The following is a 19,858-nucleotide window of genomic DNA, read 5'->3' on the forward strand; positions in this document are numbered from 1 at the left end:
AACGGCGACAGGAGAGGAAGCCGGTGCGAATCCGGCGCGGTCCCGCCACTGTCACCGGGGAGTGCGCTCCCACCCGAACGTCACGGCCGCCAGATGCGGCTGGAAGGCCAGGGGGTGTGCCGATCCGGGAGCCAGGAGACTCTCATCGCCGGTCACGTCGAACCAGGGCGCGGACCCTGAGTGAGGACTCCTGCCATGCCCGGCACACCACCGTTCGCCCTGACTTCGCGGCCGCGCCGAGGAACGACGGCGGCCTGACCCATGCGTGCCGACCGCCTCTTCGGGTACGGCGCCGTCCTCGGCTTCGCGGGCGATCTGCTCACCGGTGATCCGCGCCGCGGGCACCCGGTCGCCGCCTTCGGCCGGGCCGCCGCCGCCTGCGAACGGACCCTGTGGCGTGACCGCCGTGGCCGCGGAGCGCTGTTCACCGCGGTGTGCGCCGGTGGCGCGGTGGCCGCCGCCGCCGGGCTGTCCCGGCTCGCCCGCCGCTCCCCCGCCGCCTCCATCGCGCTGACCGGCGCGGCGACCTGGTCCGTGCTGGGCGGCACCTCGCTGGCCCGGGAAGCCCGCACCGTCGGCGCCGCGCTACGGGCCGAGGACCTCACGCTGGCCCGGCAGCGACTACCGCACCTGTGCGGGCGTGACCCGCAGGCGCTGGACGGGCAGCAGATCGCCCGCGCCGTAGTGGAGTCCGTCGCGGAGAACACCTCCGACGCGGTCGTCGGCGCCCTGGTGTGGGGGGCGCTCGGCGGCGTACCGGGGCTGGTCGGCTTCCGCGCGGTCAACACCCTGGACGCGATGGTCGGCCACCGGTCGCCGCGCTACCGGCGGTTCGGCTGGGCGTCGGCCCGCCTCGACGATGTCGTCGGCTTCCCCGGTTCACGGCTCACCGCCGCCCTGACCGTGCTCGCCGCCCCCGACCGGCGCGGGGCGTGGCGCACCTGGCGGGCCGACGGCCCGAAGCACCCGAGCCCCAACGCCGGTCCGGTGGAGGCGTCGTTCGCGGGCGGGTTGGGCGTACGACTGGGCGGAACGCTCTCCTACGGGGGCCGGATCGAGCGCCGCCCGGTGCTGGGAGGCGCCAACCGGCCGGTGGAGGTGGCGGACATCGACCGCGCGGTGCGGCTGTCCCGCCGGGTGAGCGCGCTGGCGTTGGCGGTGTGCGTGGTCGGACGGCTGGCGGTCAGGAGGGGACGATGAGCGGTGGACTGCTGATCGCGGGGACGACGTCCGACGCGGGCAAGAGTGTGGTGACGGCGGGCATCTGCCGTTGGCTGGCCCGCAAGGGCATGCGCGTCGCCCCGTTCAAGGCGCAGAACATGTCGTTGAACTCGTTCGTGACCCGCGAAGGGGCGGAGATCGGGCGCGCCCAGGCGATGCAGGCGCAGGCCGCCCGGGTCGAGCCGAGCGCGCTGATGAACCCGGTACTGCTCAAGCCGGGCGGGGACAGCACCAGCCAGGTGGTGCTGCTGGGCAAACCGGTGGGCGAACTCAGCGCCCGCGGGTATTTCGGGGGGGCTGGGGGGTCGTCCCCCGGGGAAACGCTGTACGAAGGGCGGCGGGAGAAGCTGCTGGCGACCGTGACGGACTGCCTCCAGCAACTGCGCGACGCCCATGACGTGGTGATCTGCGAGGGCGCGGGCAGCCCCGCGGAGATCAACCTGCGCCGCACCGACATCGTCAACATGGGCCTGGCGCGGGCCGCCCGGCTCCCGGTGGTGGTGGTCGGGGACATCGACCGCGGTGGTGTGTTCGCGTCCTTCTTCGGTACCACGGCGCTGCTCAGCCGCGAGGACCAGGCGCTGGTCGCCGGGTATCTGGTCAACAAGTTCCGCGGCGATGTCTCGCTGCTGGAACCGGGGTTGGAGATGCTGCGCGGCATCACCGGACGCGCGACGTTCGGTGTGCTGCCGTTCGCGCACGGTCTGGGCATCGACGAGGAGGACGGCCTGCGGGTGTCCCTGCGCGGCACGGTCCGGGAGTCGAACTCGGCTCCCCCGTACGGCGAGGACGTGCTGCGGGTGGCGGTCGCCGCCGTGCCGCTGATGTCCAACTTCACCGATGTCGACGCCCTGGCGGCCGAGCCCGGCGTCGTGGTGCGCTTCGTGGACCGCCCCGAGGAGCTCGCCGACGCCGATCTGGTGGTGCTGCCCGGCACCCGTGGCACCGTGCGGGCACTGCGGTGGCTGCGCGAGCGGGGACTGGCGGACGCGGTACGGCGGCGGGCCGCCGAGGGCAGGCCGGTACTGGGCATCTGCGGCGGTTTCCAGATCCTCGGCGAGACCATCGAGGACGAGGTGGAGTCGCGGGCCGGGACGGTCGAAGGACTCGGACTGCTGCCGGTACAGGTCCGGTTCGCGCCGGAGAAGACCCTCGCCCGCCCGTCCGGCAAGGCGCTGGGCGAGCCGGTCGAGGGCTACGAGATCCATCACGGCGTCGCCCGACTCGGCGACGCGGACGAGCCGTTCCTGGACGGGGTGCGCGTCGGCGCGGTCTGGGGAACGCACTGGCACGGGTCGCTGGAGAGCGACGGCTTCCGCCGGGCGTTCCTGCGCCGGGTGGCGCAGGCCTCCGGCCGCCGCTTCGTACCGGCACCCGACACCAGCTTCGGCGCACTGCGCGAGGAGCAGTTGGACCGCCTCGGCGATCTGATCGAGGAGCACGCCGACACCGCCGCGCTGCTTCGGCTCGTCGAGGACGGCGCGCCCGCCGGTCTCCCGTTCCTGGCTCCGGGGGCACCGTGACATCCGGCGCGGCCTCTCGCACCGCACCATCACTCGTAGGAGGAACCCCCGCGTGAGCACCCACTACCCCTTCACGGCGATCGTCGGGATGGACGACCTACGGCTCGCGCTGCTGCTGAACGCCGTGTCGCCCGCGGTCGGCGGTGTGCTGGTGCGGGGCGAGAAGGGCACCGCCAAGTCGACCGCGGTACGGGCGCTTTCGGCGCTGATGCCGGAGGTCGAGGTCGTCCCGCACTGCCGCTTCTCGTGCGATCCGCGGTCCCCGGACCCCGGTTGCCCGGACGGACCGCACACCGCGGACGCGGAGGCGGGTGTCCACCGTCCGGCGCGGATGGTCGAGCTGCCGGTCGGCGCTTCCGAGGACCGGCTGGTGGGCGCGCTGGACATCGAACGAGCCCTCGCCGAGGGCGAGAAATCCTTCGAGCCCGGTCTGCTGGCCGCCGCGCACCGCGGGGTGCTCTACGTCGACGAGGTCAACCTGCTCCACGACCATCTGGTCGACCTCCTGCTGGACGCCGCCGCGATGGGCGCCTCGTACGTCGAACGCGAGGGCGTCTCGGTACGGCACGCCGCACGCTTCCTGCTCGTCGGCACGATGAACCCCGAGGAGGGCGAGCTGCGCCCGCAGCTGCTGGACCGGTTCGGGCTCACCGTCGAGGTGACGGCGTCCCGCGAGCCGGACCAGCGGGTGGAGGTGGTGCGCAGGCGGCTGGCGTACGACGAGGACCCGTCGGGGTTCGCCGCGCGGTGGGCGGCCGAGGAGGACGCGCTACGGCAACGCATCGCCGCCGCACGGCAGTTGCTGCCGTCGGTGCGGCTCGGTGACGCCGCGCTGCGCCAGATCGCCGCGGTGTGCGCGGCGTTCGAGGTGGACGGGATGCGCGCGGACATCGTGACCGCCCGCACCGCGACCGCGCTGGCCGCGTGGGCGGGCCGTACCGAGGTGCTGGACGAGGACGTACGGCAGGCGGCGCTGCTGTCGCTGCCGCACCGGCGGCGCCGCAACCCCTTCGACGCACCGGGGTTGGACGAGGACAAGCTGGACGAGACGCTGGAGCAGTCCCGCGGGGAGGACGACGACCCAGATCCGGGCGGCCCGAACGGCCCGGACGGCGGCGGTCAGCCCCCGCAGGACGGTCCGATGGGTGACCCGCCGGTACCGGAGCAGCGCACCGGCGAGCAGGACGACGCCCCGCAGCCGACGCCGCAGGACAGCACGGCCGGCCGGGCGGACGGCGGCGAGCAGGCCGCCGTGGCCGCGGACGAGCCGTTCAGGACCAGGCCTTTCACCGTGGCGGGCCTGGGCGACGGTGCGGCCGGGCGGCGGTCCAGGGCGCGTACCGAGCACGGCCGCACCACCGGCGCCCGCCGCCCGCAGGGCACCTTGACCAAGCTGCATCTGGCCGCCACCGTGCGCGCCGCCGCCCCGCACCAGCGGGCGCGCGGGCGCAGCGGTCCCGGGCTCGTGGTCCGCAAGGACGATCTGCGACAGGCGGTACGGGAGGGCCGGGAGGGCAATCTGGTGCTGTTCGTGGTCGATGCCTCCGGTTCGATGGCCGCCCGGCAGCGGATGGCCGCGGTGAAGGGCGCGGTGCTGTCGCTGCTGCTGGACGCCTACCAGCGGCGGGACAAGGTGGGGCTGGTGACCTTCCGCGGCTCCGGCGCGGAGTTGGCGCTGCCGCCGACCTCGTCGGTGGAGGCGGGCGCGGCACGGCTGGAGAGGCTGCCGACCGGCGGCCGTACCCCGCTGGCGGCCGGGCTGCTCAGGGCGCGCGAGGTGCTGCGGGTGGAACGGCTGCGGGACGCGTCGCGGCGACCGCTGCTGGTCGTGGTGACCGACGGCCGGGCGACGGACGCGACCGCGGGCTCCGGTGGACGACGGGCGGACGGCTCCGCACCGGTGGCGTTGGCGTCGCGCGCGGCGCGGCTGCTGGCCGCCGAGGGGGTGTCGTCGGTGGTGGTGGACTGCGAGACCGGCCCGGTACGGCTGGGCCTGGCGGGCGCGCTGGCCCGTGAACTGGCCGGTACCGCGGTGACGTTGGACGAGTTGCGCGCGGACGCGGTGTCCGCGCTGGTACGAGACGCCAGGAGGGCCGCGTAATGCCGCAGGGGAAGCCGAGTGTGGTGCCGGACGACGGCCTGACGACCCGTCAGCGACGTAACCGGCCGTTGACGATGGTGCACACCGGCACCGGCAAGGGCAAGTCGACCGCGGCCTTCGGTCTGGCGCTGCGCGCCTGGAACCAGGGTTGGCCGATCGGGGTGTTCCAGTTCGTCAAGTCCGCGAAGTGGCGGGTCGGCGAGGAGCGGGCGCTGCGGGTGCTCGGCGACTCGGGCGAGGGCGGCACGGTCGCCTGGCACAAGATGGGCGAGGGCTGGTCGTGGGTGCAGCGCGATCTGGAGTCCAGCGAGGAGGCGGCCCGGGAGGGCTGGGAGCAGGTCAAGCGCGATCTGGCCGCCGAGACGTACCAGCTGTACGTACTGGACGAGTTCGCGTACCCCATGCACTGGGGCTGGGTCGACACCGATGAGGTACTGGCGGTGCTGCAGGACCGCCCCGGCGCCCAGCACGTGATCATCACCGGCCGCAACGCGCCGCAGCAGCTGCTCGACGCCGCCGACCTGGTGACCGACATGACCAAGGTCAAGCACCCGATGGACGCCGGGCAGAAGGGCCAGCGGGGCATCGAGTGGTAAGTGTTCCGCGACTCGTCATCGCCGCACCCGCCTCGGGCAGCGGCAAGACGACCGTAGCCACCGGTCTGATGGCCGCCCTCGCCCAGCGCGGCCTGGCCGTCTCACCGCACAAGGTCGGCCCGGACTACATCGACCCGGGCTACCACACGCTGGCGACCGGCCGCCCGGGCCGCAACCTGGACGCCTATCTGTGCGGCCCGCAGCGCATGGCGCCGATGTTCCTGCACGGGGCGCGCGGCGCTGACGTGGCCGTGATCGAGGGCGTGATGGGGCTGTACGACGGTGCGGCCGGTCAGGGGGAGCTGGCCTCCACCGCGCAGGTGGCGAAGCTGCTGCGGGCACCGGTGGTCCTGGTGGTGGACGCTTCGTCGCAGTCCAGGTCGGTGGCCGCGCTGGTGCACGGTTTCGCCTCCTGGGATCCCGAGGTGCGGATCGGCGGCGTCATCCTCAACAAGGTCGGCTCCGACCGCCACGAGGAACTGCTGCGGCAGGCGCTGGACGAGTCCGGCGTGCCGGTACTGGGGGTGCTGCGCCGGGACGGCCAACTGGCGGTCCCGGCCCGGCACCTGGGCCTGGTGCCGGTGGCGGAACGGCACACGGACGCGGTGGCCGCGGTACACGAGATGGCGTCCCGGGTGCTGGCGGGCTGCGACCTGGAGCAGCTCCTTTCGCTGGCCCGCAGCGCACCGCCGCTCACCGACGCCGCATGGGATCCGGCAGCGGAGATAGCCGGTTGCGGGCCGTCGCCGCACCGGGGCGGAACGGGTGGGCGGGGGCCGACGGCGGAGCCGCGCCCGGTCGTCGCCGTCGCGGGCGGCGCCGCGTTCACGTTCTCGTACGCCGAGCAGACCGAGCTGCTGGCGGCCGCGGGCGCGCAGATCGTCCCCTTTGACCCGCTGCGGGATGAACACCTTCCGGACGAAACGGCCGCTTTGGTCATCGGCGGGGGCTTCCCGGAGGTGTACGCACCGGAACTGTCCGCGAACGAACCCCTGCGCGAGGCAGTGGTGGAACTGGCCGCGAGCGGCGCCCCGGTGGCCGCCGAGTGCGCGGGACTGCTCTATCTGGCAAGGGAGTTGGACGGCGCCCCCATGTGCGGCGTACTGGACGCCACCGCCCGGATGACCGACCGGCTGACGCTCGGCTACCGCGAGGCGGTGGCGGTGTGCGACAGCGCGCTCGCCGTGGCCGGAACCCGGGTACGCGGCCATGAGTTCCACCGCACCACGATCGAACCCGGCGCCGGGCAGGCCGCCGCATGGGGCTGGTCCCGGCCCGTACGCCGCCTTGAGGGCTTCGTCTCGGGGCCGAGCGGAGGCGTCCACGCCTCGTACCTCCACACGCACTGGGCGGCCGAGCCCGCGCTGGCCCGCAGGTTCGTCGAGCGGTGCACCAGGTGAGCGAGCGGCGGATCGTCGTCGGTGTGGGGGCCAGCAGGGGTGCGCCCGCCGACGAGGTGTACGCGCTGATCGAGGCCGTCCTCGCCGAGGCGGGCCTGCCGCCGGGCTGTGTCGCCGCGCTGGCGACCGTGGACGCGAAGGGCGGCGAGCCCGGGATCACCGAGGCGGCCCGGCGGCTCGGCGGAGTGCCCGTGGTGACGTACGACGCCGAGACGCTCGCCCGGATCACGGTTCCCACGCCGTCGAACGCCCCGCTCACCGCCGTCGGCACACCCAGTGTGGCCGAGGCCGCCGCCCTCGCCTCGGCCCCCGGCGGCGAACTCCTGGTCCGCAAGCGGAAGTCCACCCCGCTCGCCGGCCGGGCCCCGATGGCCACCGCCGCGCTGGCCCGGCGGCGCCGCGGATAACAGACGTGATCAGTCCCGTAACAACCCCGCAGGCCAGCGGGTTCACTCCTTGGTACGGCCGGTAGTGTGCCGCACGCACCAACCCAGCACCACCCGCAGCAAGGAGACACCTCTGTGACCTCGCCGCCCGCCCTACTGCTGATCGGTCACGGCACGCGCGACGACGAGGAGGCCGAAGCCTTCCGCTCGCTCGTCAGAACGCTCGGCGAGCGCAACCCCGGGCTACCGGTGGGCGGCGGCTTCGCCGAGTTGTCCACCCCGTCGCTCGACGACGCCGTCGAGGAGCTCATGGCGCGGCACGGCGCACGGCGGTTCGTGGCGGTGCCGCTGGCGCTGGGCGCCGCCGGTCAGGCCACAGGAGGGGCGCCGGCCGCGCTGTCCCAGGCGGCGCCGCGCCACCCCGGTACCTCGTACCTGTACGCGCCGCTCGGTTGCCGCCCGGCGCTGCTGGAGGCGTTGGAGCGGCGCCTCGACAACGTACTGGGCGACGGCCGCCGCTCCCCCTCCGACCGGGCGGCGACCACGGTGCTGCTGGTCGGCCGGGGGTCCACCGATCCCGGCGGCAACGCCGAGGTGGACAGGGCGGCCCGGTTGCTGTGGGAGGGGCGCGGGTACGCGGGCGTGGAGACCGCCTTCGTCTCCCTGGCCGCCCCCGACGTCCCGTTGGGCCTGGACCGGTGCCTGCGGCTGGGCGCGAAGCGGGTGGTCGTGCTGCCGTACTTCCTGTTCACCGGTGCGCTGCCGGACCGGGTGCGTCAGCAGGCCGAGGGCTGGGCGGAGGCGCACCCGCAGATCGATGTGCGGTACGCCGATGTCATCGGCCGCGCGCCGGAGTTGGCCGATCTGGTGATGGAGCGGTATCGCGAGGCGCTGGCCGGCGGCCTGCGGATGAACTGCGACTCCTGCGGATACGTCATCGGGCGGCCCGGCCCGGACGAGCGGACGCCCCCGTCGCACCACCGCCCCGAGGACCCCGCGCACAGCCGCGGACACCACCATGACGGTCATGCGCACTCGCACTGACCCCACCGACGGCCACGACCTGCGCCACGACCTGCGCCACCACGGCGACGCGGAGGTACGGGACGACGGCGAGGACCTGGTGGACCTCGCCGTCAACGTCCGCACCGGAACACCTCCTCCATGGCTGGTGGACCGGATCGCCTCCTCGCTGACCGGACTTGCCGCCTACCCGGACGGCCGGGCGGCCCGGCGCACGGTCGCGGAGCGGCACGGCAGGCCGCCGGAGGAGGTCCTGCTGACGGCGGGCGCGGCGGAGGCCTTCGTCCTGCTGGCCCGCGCGCACACGCCGCGCCGGGCCGTCGTCGTACACCCCCAGTTCACCGAGCCCGAGGCGGCGTTGCGGGACGCGGGCCACGATGTGCACCGAGTGCTCCTGCGGTACGAGTCCGGCTTCCGCCTCGATCCGTCGGACGTCCCCGAGGACGCCGACTTCGTGGTCATCGGCAACCCGACGAACCCCACCTCCGTCCTGCACCCTGCGCGGACGCTCGCGGAGTTGGCCCGCCCGGGCCGGACCCTGGTGATCGACGAGGCGTTCATGGACGCGGTCCCCGGCGAACCCGAGTCGCTCGCGGCGCGCCGCGATCTGCCGGGCGTGGTGGTCCTGCGCAGCCTGACCAAGACCTGGGGCCTGGCGGGCCTGCGGATCGGCTATGTACTCGCCGCCACGGAGACGATCGCGGCGCTGCAGCGCGCGCAGCCGCTGTGGCCGGTCGGCACCCCTGCGCTGGCGGCCGCCGAAGCGTGCTGTGCGCCGTCCGCGGTGGCGGAGGCCGAGGAGGCGGCGCGGCACATCGCGCGGGACCGCGCGTACCTGCTGTCCCGCCTGGCGGACTTCCCCGCCATCGAGGTCACGGGCCCGGCCGCCGCGCCGTTCCTGCTGCTGCGGTCGCGCGGCGCGGCGGAGGTACGCGAACGCCTGCGCAAGCTCGGCTTCGCGGTCCGCCGCGCCGACACGTTCCCTGGCCTGGGCCCGGACTGGCTACGGGTCGCGGTCCGCGACCGCGGCACGACCGACGCGTTCCTGAACGCCCTGGCGCAATCCGTCAGTTGACCTTCATCACAACTGCCGCATCCAGGATCGCCGAGGTGGGGGCGGGCGCGTCGCCCGCCTAAGATCTTCGAGCATGGACCTACTGAACCCCGGCTCATCAATGAAGCTCGACCGCATCGACCGCAGGCTGGAGCAGTTGGAGCGCAAGCTCGACGCCATCCTGGACCACCTGGGCATCGAGGTGGCCGGCCCGGACCTGGGAAGGGTCAACGAACTCCTACGGGAAGGCAAGACGATCCCCGCCATCAAGGCCTACCGCGAGGCCACCGGCGCGGGCCTGAAAGAAGCCAAGGAGGCGGTCGACGAACTGGCCGGCCGGATCTGACCCGGCCCGCCCCGCGGAACGCCCACCGATCGGCCGTCGAAGCGGCGGACCGGTGAGCGTGGGCGGGTGGGGGCCGTTACTGGCCGCCCAGTTCCTGGGGTGGGGTGTCGCGGCCCGGGACCTCGTTGGGGGCGAGGATGCGTTGGTCGCCGGGGTACGGGCGGGTCCAACCGGTGGCGGCGTACCAGTCGATGCGGTTGAGCTGGGCCGGGTTGACCTGGTCCAGCTTGGGCTTGGAGCCGCCGGTCTGCTGCATGGCGCTCCACGCCTGCCACTGCTGGGCGATGTCCTTGAACCGCTGCGGCACGTTGCCCGCTTCGGTGCCGGCGGCCGTCGACTTGGCGTCGGCCGTGCCGACGGCGGGCTTCAGGCCGTAGTCCAACGGGACCTGGTTGGACAGCGCCGTGTACGGGGTGAAGTCGGGGTGCTCGGTGAACAGGTCGTACATCGGCTCAGCGGCGCGGTCCACCTGGTTCATCGGCTGGGCACCGAGGATCTGCTCGATCGTCTTGACCACGTTGACCTGCGAGTAGTACGTGGAGACCACGGCGTTGCGCTTCGCGTACGGGCTGACGACCCACAGCGGGGCGCGGTGGCCGTCCACGTGGTCGACACCGTTTTGCGAGTCGTCCTCCAGGATGAAGACGGCGCTGTCCTTCCAGAACCTGCTGTGCGAGATGGTGTCGATGATGCGGCCGACGGCCAGGTCGTTGTCCGCGGCCATCGCGGTCGGATACGGGTCCTTGCCGCTGATGCCGTTGGTGTGGTCCTGCGGCAGCTGAATCATCGTCAGGTTGGCCAGCTTGCCCGACTTGACGGAGTCGGCGAAGTGCCGCTGCCAGATGTCGACCCGGTACTGGTCGGGGATGTCGGTGTCGAAGGTCGGGTAGTCCGAGTGGTTGATGGCGTTCACCGACGGCACGTCGGACGTGGTCGGGTACTTGCCGATCGGGGTGTTCAGCGGACCGGACGCCTTGCCCTCCAGGACCTGGGAGTCGTGGTACCACTGGGCCCAGGTCGGCGCGCCGGTGGCGGGCAGTGCGATGTTGCCCGCGTACTCGCTGAAGTCCTCGGCCGTCTTGCCCGCTCGCTGCACCGTGTTCCACAGGAAGCCGCTGCGCTGGTAGGCCAGCGCGTCATTGCCCAGTGCGGGGTAGCTGCGGTAGAAGGCGCCGAACTCCTTCTCGATGTAGTCGTTGGCGTCGGCCTGCACCAGCCAGTTGTGTCCGTCGGCGGACAGCGTGCCGATGTCGTAGAAGTTGTCCATCACGCCGTAGGTGTTCGCCAGCGCGTGCAGATTGGGGGTGACGCCCTTGCCGAACTGCGCGAGGGACGGATTGCCGTCACCCTTGCCGACGTCGCCCAGCACCTGGTCGTAGGTGCGGTTCTCCTTGTCGATCAGGAAGACGTGCTTGATCTTCGACGGACTGCCGAGGTGCGCCGGGATGACCCCCGCCCGGTCCTTCGCCGAACCGTACGAGGATCCGCCGCGCAGCAGCTTCTCCCAGTCGTTGTTGACGAAGACCTGGTGGGTGAGCTTGCCGAGCGCGGCCTCGGACGGCTGCCGGAACGTGGTGATCGATCCGGTGTCGTTGTAGGTGTTGTGGCCGGTGGCCGGATTGGTGCCCGGGCCCTCGCTGATGGTCGAGGGGGCGCCGCGGGTGCCGATGCCCTTGTCGTTGGTGACGACGATCCTGCCGGTGGCGTTGCTGCGCTGCACGTTGACCGGGTACCAGTCGGTCGGAATCAGCCCCTGATACTGGACGGGCGCTCGGCCGCCGTCCCAGTGGTACCGCACCAGCGCGTTGTCGCGGCCCACGCTGACCAGCAGGGTGTGCGGGTCGGTGAAGGCGAAGGCGTTGGGGTAGCTGCCGACCGAGGAGCCGGGCAGTGGGTTGACGTTGAAGGTCTGGGTGACGCGCCGGGCGCGGGTGTCGATCACCGAGACGCTGTCGTCGTTGGAGTTGGCGACCAGCAGTGAACCGCCGTGCAGGGTGAGGGCGGTGGGTTCGAGGCCGACCTTGATGGTGCTGCTCTGGGTCTGGGTGCCGAGGTCGACGACGGAGACGGTGCCGTTGGTGACGGCGCCGTTGCGCCGGTCGGCGACCACCGGCGTGCCGTCGGTCAGGTTGGTGTTGTCGCCCGCACCGGCCGGACGGCCGCCCTCGTTGGACACGTACGCCTCGTTGCCGGAAACCACCACCTGACGCGGGGCGATGCCGACCGGAATCTCCTTGACCAGGGCGTTGGCTGTGGTGTCGATGACACCGAGGGTGTTGCTGCCGTTCAGCGCCGTGTAGAGGGTGCGGCCGTCCTGCGACAGCGCCATGCCGGACGGCAGGTCCGCGCCGTTCTTGCCGGTCAGCGGGATGACGGTCGGGGCCGCGGCGGTCACCTTGCCGTCGGCGTCAAGGGAGAACCGCACGAGGTCGGAGGCCTGCGGAAACCAGAGGGACCTGCCGTCCGGCGAGTACAGCGGACCGTCGGCGGCCACCTTGCCGTCGCCGATCCGCTTGTCCGTGCCGACCCCGGTACCGATCTGCTGGACGATGTTCCCGGTCGCCACGTCCATGATGGTCAGGAAGCCGGTGCCCTGCTTGTAGGTGAGGGCGGCGAGCTTCCTGCCGTCGGGGCTGAGGGTGCTGGACAGCAGTCGGCCGTTGTCGACCAGGTGCCGGGTGCCGAGCGGGGTGACGCGCTGGTTGGACGGGAGCAGGATGCCCTTGGCGGTCTGTTCTCCGTCGACCTTGTCGGTGCCGAAGCCGCCGCAGGCGCCGACGGCGGTCGCCCCGGCGGTGACGCCTAGTACGACCGTGACGGTGAGTGCGGCGGTGGTCGTTCCGCGCAGTCCGCGGGATCTGGCCCGGCGGAAGGTGCTGTGTGGCTTCCTCATCCTGTCCCCTGTCGAGTGTCCGTGGCGTCGGAGCGGGCACCTGATGCGGCGCCGCATGTCACGTGGTGTCGAAGCAACCGTCGAACTCATAGAGCGGATTGGTGTGTTGTTGCCCGTCGGCCCCCCGTATCCGCTGCTGGCCCACCAGGGTCGCCGGGCCCTGGGCGCGGTAGCAGCCGGTGGGCTGCACGTTGACCTCGTACGCGATGGGCTGGGTGATCCCGCTCGGCGAGGGCCAGTGCACCAGGCAGACCCAGTCGTCACCGGGGCCGCTGCCACCGGACTTGCGGCCGCCCTTGGCGCAGTTGGCCCAGGTGTCCGGTGACGGCATGTTGTCGGTACCGTGCAACTCGGTCTGCTGCAGGACGAACAGGTTCCGGAACGTCGGGCCGATCGCGTGCTCCAGCCGCGGGCTGGTGATGTCGGGACCGGCGCCGCATCCGGCGGTCCCGCCCAGCAGGGCCAGCGCGGCCGCGGCCGTGGCCGCGCACCCCAGCAGTCTGTTCAACGGTCAGCCCTTCGTGAAGTCCCGGCGCCGCAGCAGCACATATCCGGCCGCCAGGCAGACCACGGCGTAGACAGCGCTCACCACACAGCCCTCGACCAGCGGTCCGTAGTACGGCGTGGCGGACATCAGCCCGTGCCAGGCGTCGAACGGCGTCGTCAACAGCGCGTGCCGGATCACGTCCAGCGCGTCCACGTACGCGTACAACTGCATCAGCAGGCCGACCAGCACCGGCCCCATGACCCCGGCCGCGCTGTGCCGGGTGGCGATGGAGAACAGCACGCCCAGTGCGGTGAAGCCGAGCGCCGGAGGCAGCACGCACAGCCAGCTCAGGGCGGCGAGTTCGGCCGCCCGGCCGGAGGACACCAGGCTGCCGTCCAGGGCGACCAGCGGCTGATGGCCCACCAGCAGTACGCCCGCCGCGATGCTGCCCGCGCCCGCCAGCGCCACGACGACCACGGTGAACGTGGCGGCGGCCAGCACCTTGCCGGTGAAGATCTGCCCCCGGGTGCGGGAGCGGATCAGGATCGTCTGCCATGTCCCGTGATGGTCCTCGGCGGCGAAGATGTCCCCCGCGACCACACAGGTGAGCAGCGGAAACGCCCACTGCCCGGCGAATCCGAGGACCACCCCCGGAATCGCGTAGCCCGTGTCGTGCACCCAGCGGCCGAACAGCGTGTCGGACGGGACGGTGTCCTGCGTCTTCAGCGCCAGAACGAACGCGAAGGGCGCCAGCAGGCAGACCGCGGCGACGGCCCGGATCCGCCACTGGGCGGTGAGCTTCTCCAACTCCCACAGGTAGACGGTGCGGACGCCGCCGCGCGGGCGGGTCACGGCAGGCTCGTCCAGCGCGACCGCCGTCACCGCTCGGCCCCTTCGGTCTCTTCGTCGGACTGTTCCTCAGTCAGCGTGAGGAACAGCGACTCCAGCGGAGTCGACTCCAGCCGCAGCGCACGGACCGCGATCCCGCGACGGCCGAGCGCCAGGACGTACGCGTCGAGTTGCTCGGGTCTCGCCCGTACGGCCAGACCGCCGTCGGGATGACCGGCCACCTCGACGCCGGGTTGGCCGGCGGCGAGGGCGGCGGCCGATTCGTCGTCGTTGGTGGCGAGTTGGTGGGCGGGGTCAGGGGCACGGGACCGCAGCTCGGCGAGCGAGCCCGCGTAGACCACCCGGCCGGTGCGCATGATGGTCACCGTGTCGCAGAGCTCCTCGACCTCGGCCATGTGGTGGCTGCTGAGCAGCACAGGCAGTCCGTCCGCCGCGAGCGAGCGCACCAGCTGCCGCATGTCCCGAATGCCCGCCGGGTCGAGGCCGTTGCCGGGTTCGTCCAGTACCAGCAGATCGGGGGCGCGCAGCAGCGCGGCGGCGATGCCGAGCCGTTGGCGCATGCCGAACGAGTAGCCGCCGACCTTGCGGCGCCTGCGCTCGGTCAGGCCGACACGGGCCAGCACTTCGCCGATGCGGTGGGGGGCGTCGCCGCCGTCGAAGTCGGCGAGCAGCGCGAGGTTGCGCTCCGCGCTCAGGTAGGGATAGAAGCGCGGGCTCTCCACGAAACCCGCCAGCCGGTACTGCTGGTTCGCCAGGCGGTCGTCGCGGCCGAACAGGCGCAGGGTTCCGGCGTCCTGGCGCACCAGCCCGAGCAGTATGCGCAGCAGCGTGGTCTTGCCCGCGCCGTTGGGTCCGAGCAGCCCGTGCACACCGCCGGAGGCGACGGTCAGATCCACGCCGTCGACAGCCGTGGTCTCCCCGAACCGTTTGACGAGCCCCCGCGCTTCCACCGCTTGCCCCACCGCACAACACCTCCCGGCGATCGGCGCCAACTCGGCTGAAGGTACGGCGCGTTGGCGTACGCGGGAAGACGGCCGGACGAACAACAGGTGCGTCGCGGGGGACGGCGCGCCATCCCCCGCGACTTGTCCGGCGGATCGTTGCCGGGTGCGGCTGGTGGGACACCGCCGGTCCGCGCGGGTGCGGCTACTCGCGGTTGGCGTGTCACCGCCGATCCTCACGGTGCGGTTCCTCGCCGTCGCGGCGGAAGAGGTTGCGGTCGCCGTGCCGAGCGCCAGAACCGGGCTACGCGCCGTCGCGGCGAAAGGACGCCCCGCCGCGACGGCGAGCAACCACGATGACGCGGACCGTCGGTCATGCGACCACCGTGACCCACGGGACGGCGCCGGGCACCGGGTAGGTACTACCCCTGGCCGCGGGCGGCCCTACGCCGCCGGCTGACGTAGAGGACCGCGCCGCCCCCGGCGACCAACGCCACCGCGCCAGCGGCCAGATACGGGGTGCTGGAGTCCGCACCGGTCTCCGCGAGGTTCCGCTTGGCGGCGGCCGCATCGGTCCGCGCTCCGGTGCCGTCGGTGGCGTTGCCACCGCCCTGCGAGGCACCGCCGGTCTTGCCGCCCGACGGAGTACCGCCGGTGGCCCCCTTGGTGGCGCCCCCATCGGACGAACCGCCGGTGTTGCCGTCGCCCTGCGGCGTCTGGCAGGTCGCGTGGGCCAAGGTGACGTCTCCGGTCACCTGCGCGACATTGAGCTGCGCCGGGTTCACCGAGACCTGGAGGTTCAGCGCGGTCGCGGCCGACGTGCTGGAGGTGGTCTGCGTCTTCGACAGGTCGAGGCGGACCTCGCCCACACCGGGTGCGTCGACCTTGGTCGTACCGCCCACGGTGAGCGTGACGCGCTTGCCCAGGACTTCCACATCGCCCAGCAGGTCGGAGGAGGCGCTCGGCTTCTGTCCGGCGTCGCACGTCGCCTTGGAGGTCACCTGCTGTACCTGGATCAGCGGTGTGTCCGGCAGCCCCGGCAGATGCACCCGGGCGTGCACGAGGTTCACATACCCCTCGGCCCGCCGGGTCTCGGCGGTGGCACGTGCGGTGGCGACGTCCGCGCTCAGCACGTTGAACGGTTTTCCGCCGTCGACGCCGTCCAAGTGGGCGGTGAGCGCCGTCTCGTTGGCGTTGGCGGGCGCGTGCACGTCGTTGAGCGTGACGTTCAGCGGCATGTCGACGGCCTTGTTGAGCAGGGAGACGTCAAGGCCGGTGCTGAGTACGGCCGCGGTCGAGCGGCCGCTGCCGGAACCACCGTCTCCGGCGGTGGTGGCCTGCGCGGCCGGCGCGAGGACCAGGGCGCTCGCGGTGAGCGCGAAGGACGCGCCGATCGCCGCCGCCGAACGGCGTGCGGGCAGGCTGAGGACAGAGCTGTACAACGGAGGAACCCCCACAGATGGCATGGCGTCGTCGGCACCGCTGAAGGGGACAGCGCGCCCGCCGACGACATCGACCCGGCAATATTTACGCACCGCGCGTGCACGGGCAGCTACCTGGAGCCACTTCACCTGAAAGGGTGGTTTCCGGCACTACGTTCGACGACAGGCCATCGTCAACCCACGGTTGACACGTCGAAGGGCGACAACCTACGGTTGACGCATGGCGAAGCAACCCGTACGGCTCGACGACCTGATCGAGCACGTCCTCACCCAGCACCCGGACGGCGGCGCCCTACAGCACCTCTCGGACGCCGTCGAGACCTCCGCCCACCTGGGCGAGGTCGCCGACCACCTCATAGGCCACTTCGTGGACCAGGCCCGACGCACCGGCGCGTCATGGACCGAGATCGGCCAGTACATGGGGGTGACCAAACAGGCCGCACAGAAGCGGTTCGTTCCAAAGGAGACCGAAGCCGACGAACTCGACTTGCCCAGCTCCAACTTGTTCACCCGGTTCACCCCGCGCGCCCGCGCCGTGGTGGAGCAATCCGAGAAGCAGGCGCGCGAACTCGGCCACGCCCAGATCCACTCGCAGCACATCGCCCTCGCCCTGCTCGGCGAACCGGAGGGGCTCGCCGCCAAGGCCATCGCGGAAATCGGCACACCCGAACAGCAGACGGTGCGCGATGCGCTCCTCGCCACGCTGGGCCCCACCGACGAGTCGGTGCCCGAGCGGCTGAAGTTCACCCGCGGCTCCAAGAAGACGCTCCAACTCGCCCTGCGCGAAGCCCTGCACCTCGGCCACAACTACATCGGCACCGAGCACATCCTGCTCGGCCTGCTGCGCAACGACGACGAACCGGGCGCGCAGGTGCTGATCGGCCTGGGGGTCACCCGGGACGCCACCGAGGAGTGGGTGCGCGCCGCCCTCGACGAGATCCAGCAGCGGCTCAAGGCCTGACCCGCCGGATCATCACCCGACCACCCGGCCCCGCAGCACCACCTGCTGCGGGGCCGCCAACACCCGTACGTCCGCGCGCGGATCGGCCTCGTACACCACCAGGTCGGCGGGCGCGCCCTCGTCGAGCAGCGGCCGGCCGAGCCAGGCCCGGGCCCGCCACGTCGCCGCCGCCAGCGCGTCAATCGCCGGGATTCCGGCCGCGACCAGTTCCGCGACCTCGTCCGCGACCAGCCCGTGCGGAAGCGAACCGCCCGCGTCCGTGCCGGTGAAGATCTGGATCCCGGCGTCATGAGCGGCCCGCACGGTGTCGTAGCGGCGGGCGTGCAACCGCCGCATATGGGCGGCCCAGTTGGGGAACTTCGCCTCTCCCCCGGACGCCAGACCGGGGAAGGTCGCGATGTTCACCAGTGTCGGAACGATCGCGACGCCGCGTTCCGCGAACAGCGGAACGGTCTCCTCGGTCAGCCCGGTGGCGTGCTCGACGCAGTCGACGCCCGCCTCGACGAGGTCGCTGAGCGAGTCCTCGGCGAAGCAGTGCGCGGTGACCCGTGCCGCCTCCTCGTGCGCCGCGGCGATCGCCTCGTCGATCGCCCAACGCGGCCAGCAGGGCGTCAGGTCGCCGGCCTCGCGGTCGATCCAGTCGCCGACCAGCTTGACCCAGCCGTCGCCGCGCCGCGCCTCCCGGCGCACATAGGCGGCCAGGTCACCGGGCTCGATCTCATGGGCGTAGTTGCGGATGTAGCGGCGGGTACGGGCGATGTGGCGACCAGCGCGGATGATCTTCGGCAGGTCCTCGCGGTCGTCCACCCAGCGGGTGTCGGCGGGCGAACCGGCGTCCCGCAGCAGCAGCGCGCCCGCGTCGCGGTCGGCCAGCGCCTGCTTCTCGCTCGTCGCGTCATCGACCGCGCCATGCGCGTCGAGCCCCACATGACAGTGCGCGTCGACCAGCCCCGGCAGTACCCAGCCGGTGACAGTGCGCACATCGCGGGCGTGCGTCGGCCGCTCGTAGGTCACCCGCCCGCCGACCACCCACAGCTCATCCCGTACGTCTTCGGGTCCGGCCAGAACCCGCCCCTTGATGTGCAGCACCGCGGCATCCGTCATGAACAGGACTCTACGAGCCGCCCGGTACGCTCCTTCAAGTCCCCTCCCCAGGAGAATCGCCGTGACCCACCCCCTGCTCGATCTCGAACCGCTCACCGCCGACCGTTTCGCCGCCATCGAGCGCCGGATCGCGGAACTGCTCGACACCCGGCAGGACGTCGTGATCACGCAGGGGGAAGCACTGCTGCCGCTGGAGGGCTGCATCCGCTCCGTCGCCCGGCCGGGATCCACCGCGCTGAACGTGGTGACCGGTCCCTACGGCCAGACCTTCGGCAACTGGCTGCGCGACTGCCGGGCGACGGTGGTGGACCTCGCGGTGCCGTACCACACGGCCGTGACCGCGGAGCAGGTCGAGCGGGCTCTGGCGGAGCGTCCGGAGATCGACTTCGTCTCGCTGGTGCACGCCGAGGCGGCGACCGGAAACACCAATCCGGTGGCGGAGATCGGCGAGGTGGTGAGCGCGCATGGCGCGCTGCTGATGGTGGACGCGGTCGCCTCGGTCGCCGCGGAACCGCTGCTCCCCGACGTGTGGGGGGTGGATCTGTGTGTGATCGGTGCGCAGAAGGCGATGGGCGGTCCGGCCGGGGTGTCGGCGGTCTCGGTGAGCGAGCGCGCCTGGCAGCGGATGGCGGACAACCCGGCGGCGCCGCGCCGCTCCTATCTGTCGCTGATGGACTGGAAGGAGCGCTGGATCGACACCGGGCGGACGGCACTGCCGCACGCACCCGCGCAGTTGGAGATGCTCGCGCTCGAAGCCTGCCTGGCGCGTATCGAGGAGGCCGGTCGGGAAGCGGTCATCGCCCGGCACCGCGCCGCCGCCGCGGCGACCCGGGCGGGCGCGGTCGCACTGGGCGACGGCATCGAGCCGTATGTGCACCAGGCGCATGAGGCGGCACCGGTCGCGACGACCCTGCGCACCTCGGCGGACGCCCGCGAGGTGGTGGCCGCCGCCCTCGCCGCCGACCCGTCGCTGCCGCTGATCGCGGGCGGCGGCGCGCTCGCCAAGGAGATGGTGCGGGTCAACCACTATGGGCGGGATGCCGAGTTGGGCGTGGTGCAACGCACGCTGACCGGCCTGGCCGAGGCGCTGGACGCCGACCCGTCGCAGGCGTGGCAGGCGGCCGCCGAGGCGTGGGAGTCGGTACTCGCGCGGTAGGGCGGCGGCAGATCACCGCGCGGGGTCGGGTGCGTCGTGTCGAGACGGTCACCCCGCGCGCCTGCCCCGGCCCTTGCGGCGCAAACCCATCGGTGGACGCGGAAACAATTCTGCGCCATGATTCCGGTAATTCCCCCCGGAATTCTCGGCACGACATTCGCCCGTCTTCTTCTGCCCAGCCCGCCCCAGGCTAAACACCAAGATTTCGCTAACACCGAATGGCCTGCGTCCAGCGGATCTCACGGGCGTTACGGAGATGTGACCGACTCCACACTGCGCCCGATTGACCCGGTTATATCCGGGCAAAACCCCACTCCAGACGGCCAATTCAGCCATCGGGTCGCGTGCGCGCGATAACATATCCAGGCGCCGCTG

16 protein-coding genes, 1 pseudogene and 1 riboswitch are annotated in these 19,858 nt (G+C 72.3%); of the genes and pseudogenes, 11 read left to right on the forward strand and 6 right to left on the reverse strand.

What is annotated here, in order from left to right; all coding sequences use genetic code 11:
• Positions 1-13: 13 nt before the first annotated feature.
• Positions 14-142, forward strand: a riboswitch (cobalamin riboswitch).
• A gap of 119 nt (positions 143-261) precedes the next feature.
• From P2L57_RS14575 to P2L57_RS14615, 9 genes and pseudogenes are all read left to right on the forward strand, one after another.
• Entirely contained in the window at positions 262-1,200 is a 939-nt protein-coding gene (locus tag P2L57_RS14575) for a cobalamin biosynthesis protein (protein WP_275813952.1), read from the forward strand.
• Positions 1,197-2,744 carry a cobyric acid synthase gene (locus P2L57_RS14580; RefSeq protein WP_275813953.1) on the forward strand — a complete coding sequence of 516 codons (1,548 nt, stop codon included), beginning with the start codon at positions 1,197-1,199 and terminating at the stop codon, positions 2,742-2,744. Before P2L57_RS14575 ends, P2L57_RS14580 begins: the two co-directional genes overlap by 4 nt.
• Before the next feature lie 52 nt (positions 2,745-2,796).
• Entirely contained in the window at positions 2,797-4,845 is a 2,049-nt protein-coding gene (locus P2L57_RS14585; RefSeq protein ID WP_275813956.1) for a putative cobaltochelatase, read from the forward strand.
• Positions 4,845-5,441 (forward strand): cob(I)yrinic acid a,c-diamide adenosyltransferase, encoded by a 597-nt coding sequence (cobO, locus tag P2L57_RS14590; protein WP_275813959.1) that lies wholly within the window; start codon positions 4,845-4,847, stop codon positions 5,439-5,441. The genes P2L57_RS14585 and cobO overlap by 1 nt, the downstream gene beginning before the upstream one ends.
• On the forward strand, positions 5,435-6,841 hold the full coding sequence (locus tag P2L57_RS14595; protein WP_275813962.1) for a cobyrinic acid a,c-diamide synthase CobB: 1,407 nt from the start codon (positions 5,435-5,437) through the stop codon (positions 6,839-6,841). The genes cobO and P2L57_RS14595 overlap by 7 nt, the downstream gene beginning before the upstream one ends.
• A gap of 11 nt (positions 6,842-6,852) precedes the next feature.
• A pseudogene (locus P2L57_RS14600) lies at positions 6,853-7,236 on the forward strand (cobalamin biosynthesis protein); the annotation flags it as partial.
• Positions 7,237-7,362: 126 nt separating this feature from the next.
• Entirely contained in the window at positions 7,363-8,271 is a 909-nt protein-coding gene (locus P2L57_RS14605; protein WP_275813965.1) for a sirohydrochlorin chelatase, read from the forward strand.
• Positions 8,255-9,325 (forward strand): Rv2231c family histidinol phosphate aminotransferase CobC, encoded by a 1,071-nt coding sequence (gene cobC, locus P2L57_RS14610; protein ID WP_275813967.1) that lies wholly within the window; start codon positions 8,255-8,257, stop codon positions 9,323-9,325. Before P2L57_RS14605 ends, cobC begins: the two co-directional genes overlap by 17 nt.
• A 73-nt stretch (positions 9,326-9,398) precedes the next feature.
• Positions 9,399-9,650: a ribosomal protein L7/L12 gene (locus P2L57_RS14615; protein ID WP_275813969.1), complete on the forward strand. Its 252-nt coding sequence runs from the start codon at positions 9,399-9,401 to the stop codon at positions 9,648-9,650.
• 76 nt (positions 9,651-9,726) lie between these two features.
• On the opposite strand, the gene P2L57_RS14620 is transcribed toward P2L57_RS14615, so the two are convergent.
• From P2L57_RS14620 to P2L57_RS14640, 5 genes are all read right to left on the reverse strand, one after another.
• Positions 9,727-12,543: a bifunctional YncE family protein/alkaline phosphatase family protein gene (locus P2L57_RS14620; protein WP_275813972.1), complete on the reverse strand. Its 2,817-nt coding sequence runs from the start codon at positions 12,541-12,543 to the stop codon at positions 9,727-9,729.
• A gap of 58 nt (positions 12,544-12,601) precedes the next feature.
• Positions 12,602-13,051, reverse strand: coding sequence for a hypothetical protein (locus P2L57_RS14625; RefSeq protein WP_275813975.1), 450 nt, complete (start codon positions 13,049-13,051; stop codon positions 12,602-12,604).
• A 3-nt stretch (positions 13,052-13,054) separates the two neighbouring features.
• The gene (locus P2L57_RS14630; RefSeq protein WP_275813978.1) at positions 13,055-13,912 is read right to left on the reverse strand and encodes an ABC transporter permease; all 858 of its coding nucleotides are present in this window, start codon (positions 13,910-13,912) and stop codon (positions 13,055-13,057) included.
• Complete coding sequence (locus P2L57_RS14635) at positions 13,909-14,841, reverse strand: ABC transporter ATP-binding protein (RefSeq protein ID WP_275813980.1); 933 nt, start codon at positions 14,839-14,841, stop codon at positions 13,909-13,911. The genes P2L57_RS14630 and P2L57_RS14635 overlap by 4 nt, the downstream gene beginning before the upstream one ends.
• A 401-nt stretch (positions 14,842-15,242) precedes the next feature.
• Complete coding sequence (locus P2L57_RS14640) at positions 15,243-16,286, reverse strand: SCO1860 family LAETG-anchored protein (protein WP_372515709.1); 1,044 nt, start codon at positions 16,284-16,286, stop codon at positions 15,243-15,245.
• A gap of 196 nt (positions 16,287-16,482) precedes the next feature.
• On the opposite strand from P2L57_RS14640, the gene P2L57_RS14645 reads away from it, so the two are divergent.
• A complete protein-coding gene (locus P2L57_RS14645) occupies positions 16,483-17,223 on the forward strand; it encodes a Clp protease N-terminal domain-containing protein (protein ID WP_275813984.1) in 741 nt (246 codons plus the stop codon).
• A gap of 12 nt (positions 17,224-17,235) precedes the next feature.
• Here the strand turns inward: P2L57_RS14645 and P2L57_RS14650 are convergent, their stop codons facing one another.
• Positions 17,236-18,327 (reverse strand): amidohydrolase family protein, encoded by a 1,092-nt coding sequence (locus tag P2L57_RS14650; protein WP_275813987.1) that lies wholly within the window; start codon positions 18,325-18,327, stop codon positions 17,236-17,238.
• Between the two features lie 61 nt (positions 18,328-18,388).
• Here P2L57_RS14650 and P2L57_RS14655 point away from each other — a divergent pair, with 61 nt between their 5' ends.
• On the forward strand, positions 18,389-19,483 hold the full coding sequence (locus tag P2L57_RS14655) for a pyridoxal-phosphate-dependent aminotransferase family protein (protein ID WP_275813990.1): 1,095 nt from the start codon (positions 18,389-18,391) through the stop codon (positions 19,481-19,483).
• Positions 19,484-19,858 lie beyond the last annotated feature (375 nt).

The sequence above is a fragment of the Streptantibioticus ferralitis genome, from assembly GCF_029223525.1.
In the GTDB taxonomy this organism is placed as follows: Bacteria; Actinomycetota; Actinomycetes; order Streptomycetales; family Streptomycetaceae; genus Streptantibioticus_A; species Streptantibioticus_A ferralitis.

Excerpts from the sequence above, each read along its gene's own strand:
- P2L57_RS14575 (WP_275813952.1), top strand. The coding sequence starts at position 262 with ATGCGTGCCGACCGCCTCTTCGGGTACGGCGCCGTCCTCGGCTTCGCG.
- P2L57_RS14580 (WP_275813953.1), top strand. The coding sequence starts at position 1,197 with ATGAGCGGTGGACTGCTGATCGCGGGGACGACGTCCGACGCGGGCAAG.
- cobO (WP_275813959.1), top strand. The coding sequence starts at position 4,845 with ATGCCGCAGGGGAAGCCGAGTGTGGTGCCGGACGACGGCCTGACGACC.
- cobC (WP_275813967.1), top strand. The coding sequence starts at position 8,255 with ATGCGCACTCGCACTGACCCCACCGACGGCCACGACCTGCGCCACGAC.
- P2L57_RS14615 (WP_275813969.1), top strand. The coding sequence starts at position 9,399 with ATGGACCTACTGAACCCCGGCTCATCAATGAAGCTCGACCGCATCGAC.
- P2L57_RS14620 (WP_275813972.1), bottom strand. The coding sequence starts at position 12,543 with ATGAGGAAGCCACACAGCACCTTCCGCCGGGCCAGATCCCGCGGACTG.
- P2L57_RS14640 (WP_372515709.1), bottom strand. The coding sequence starts at position 16,286 with ATGCCATCTGTGGGGGTTCCTCCGTTGTACAGCTCTGTCCTCAGCCTG.
- P2L57_RS14645 (WP_275813984.1), top strand. The coding sequence starts at position 16,483 with ATGGCGAAGCAACCCGTACGGCTCGACGACCTGATCGAGCACGTCCTC.
- P2L57_RS14650 (WP_275813987.1), bottom strand. The coding sequence starts at position 18,327 with ATGACGGATGCCGCGGTGCTGCACATCAAGGGGCGGGTTCTGGCCGGA.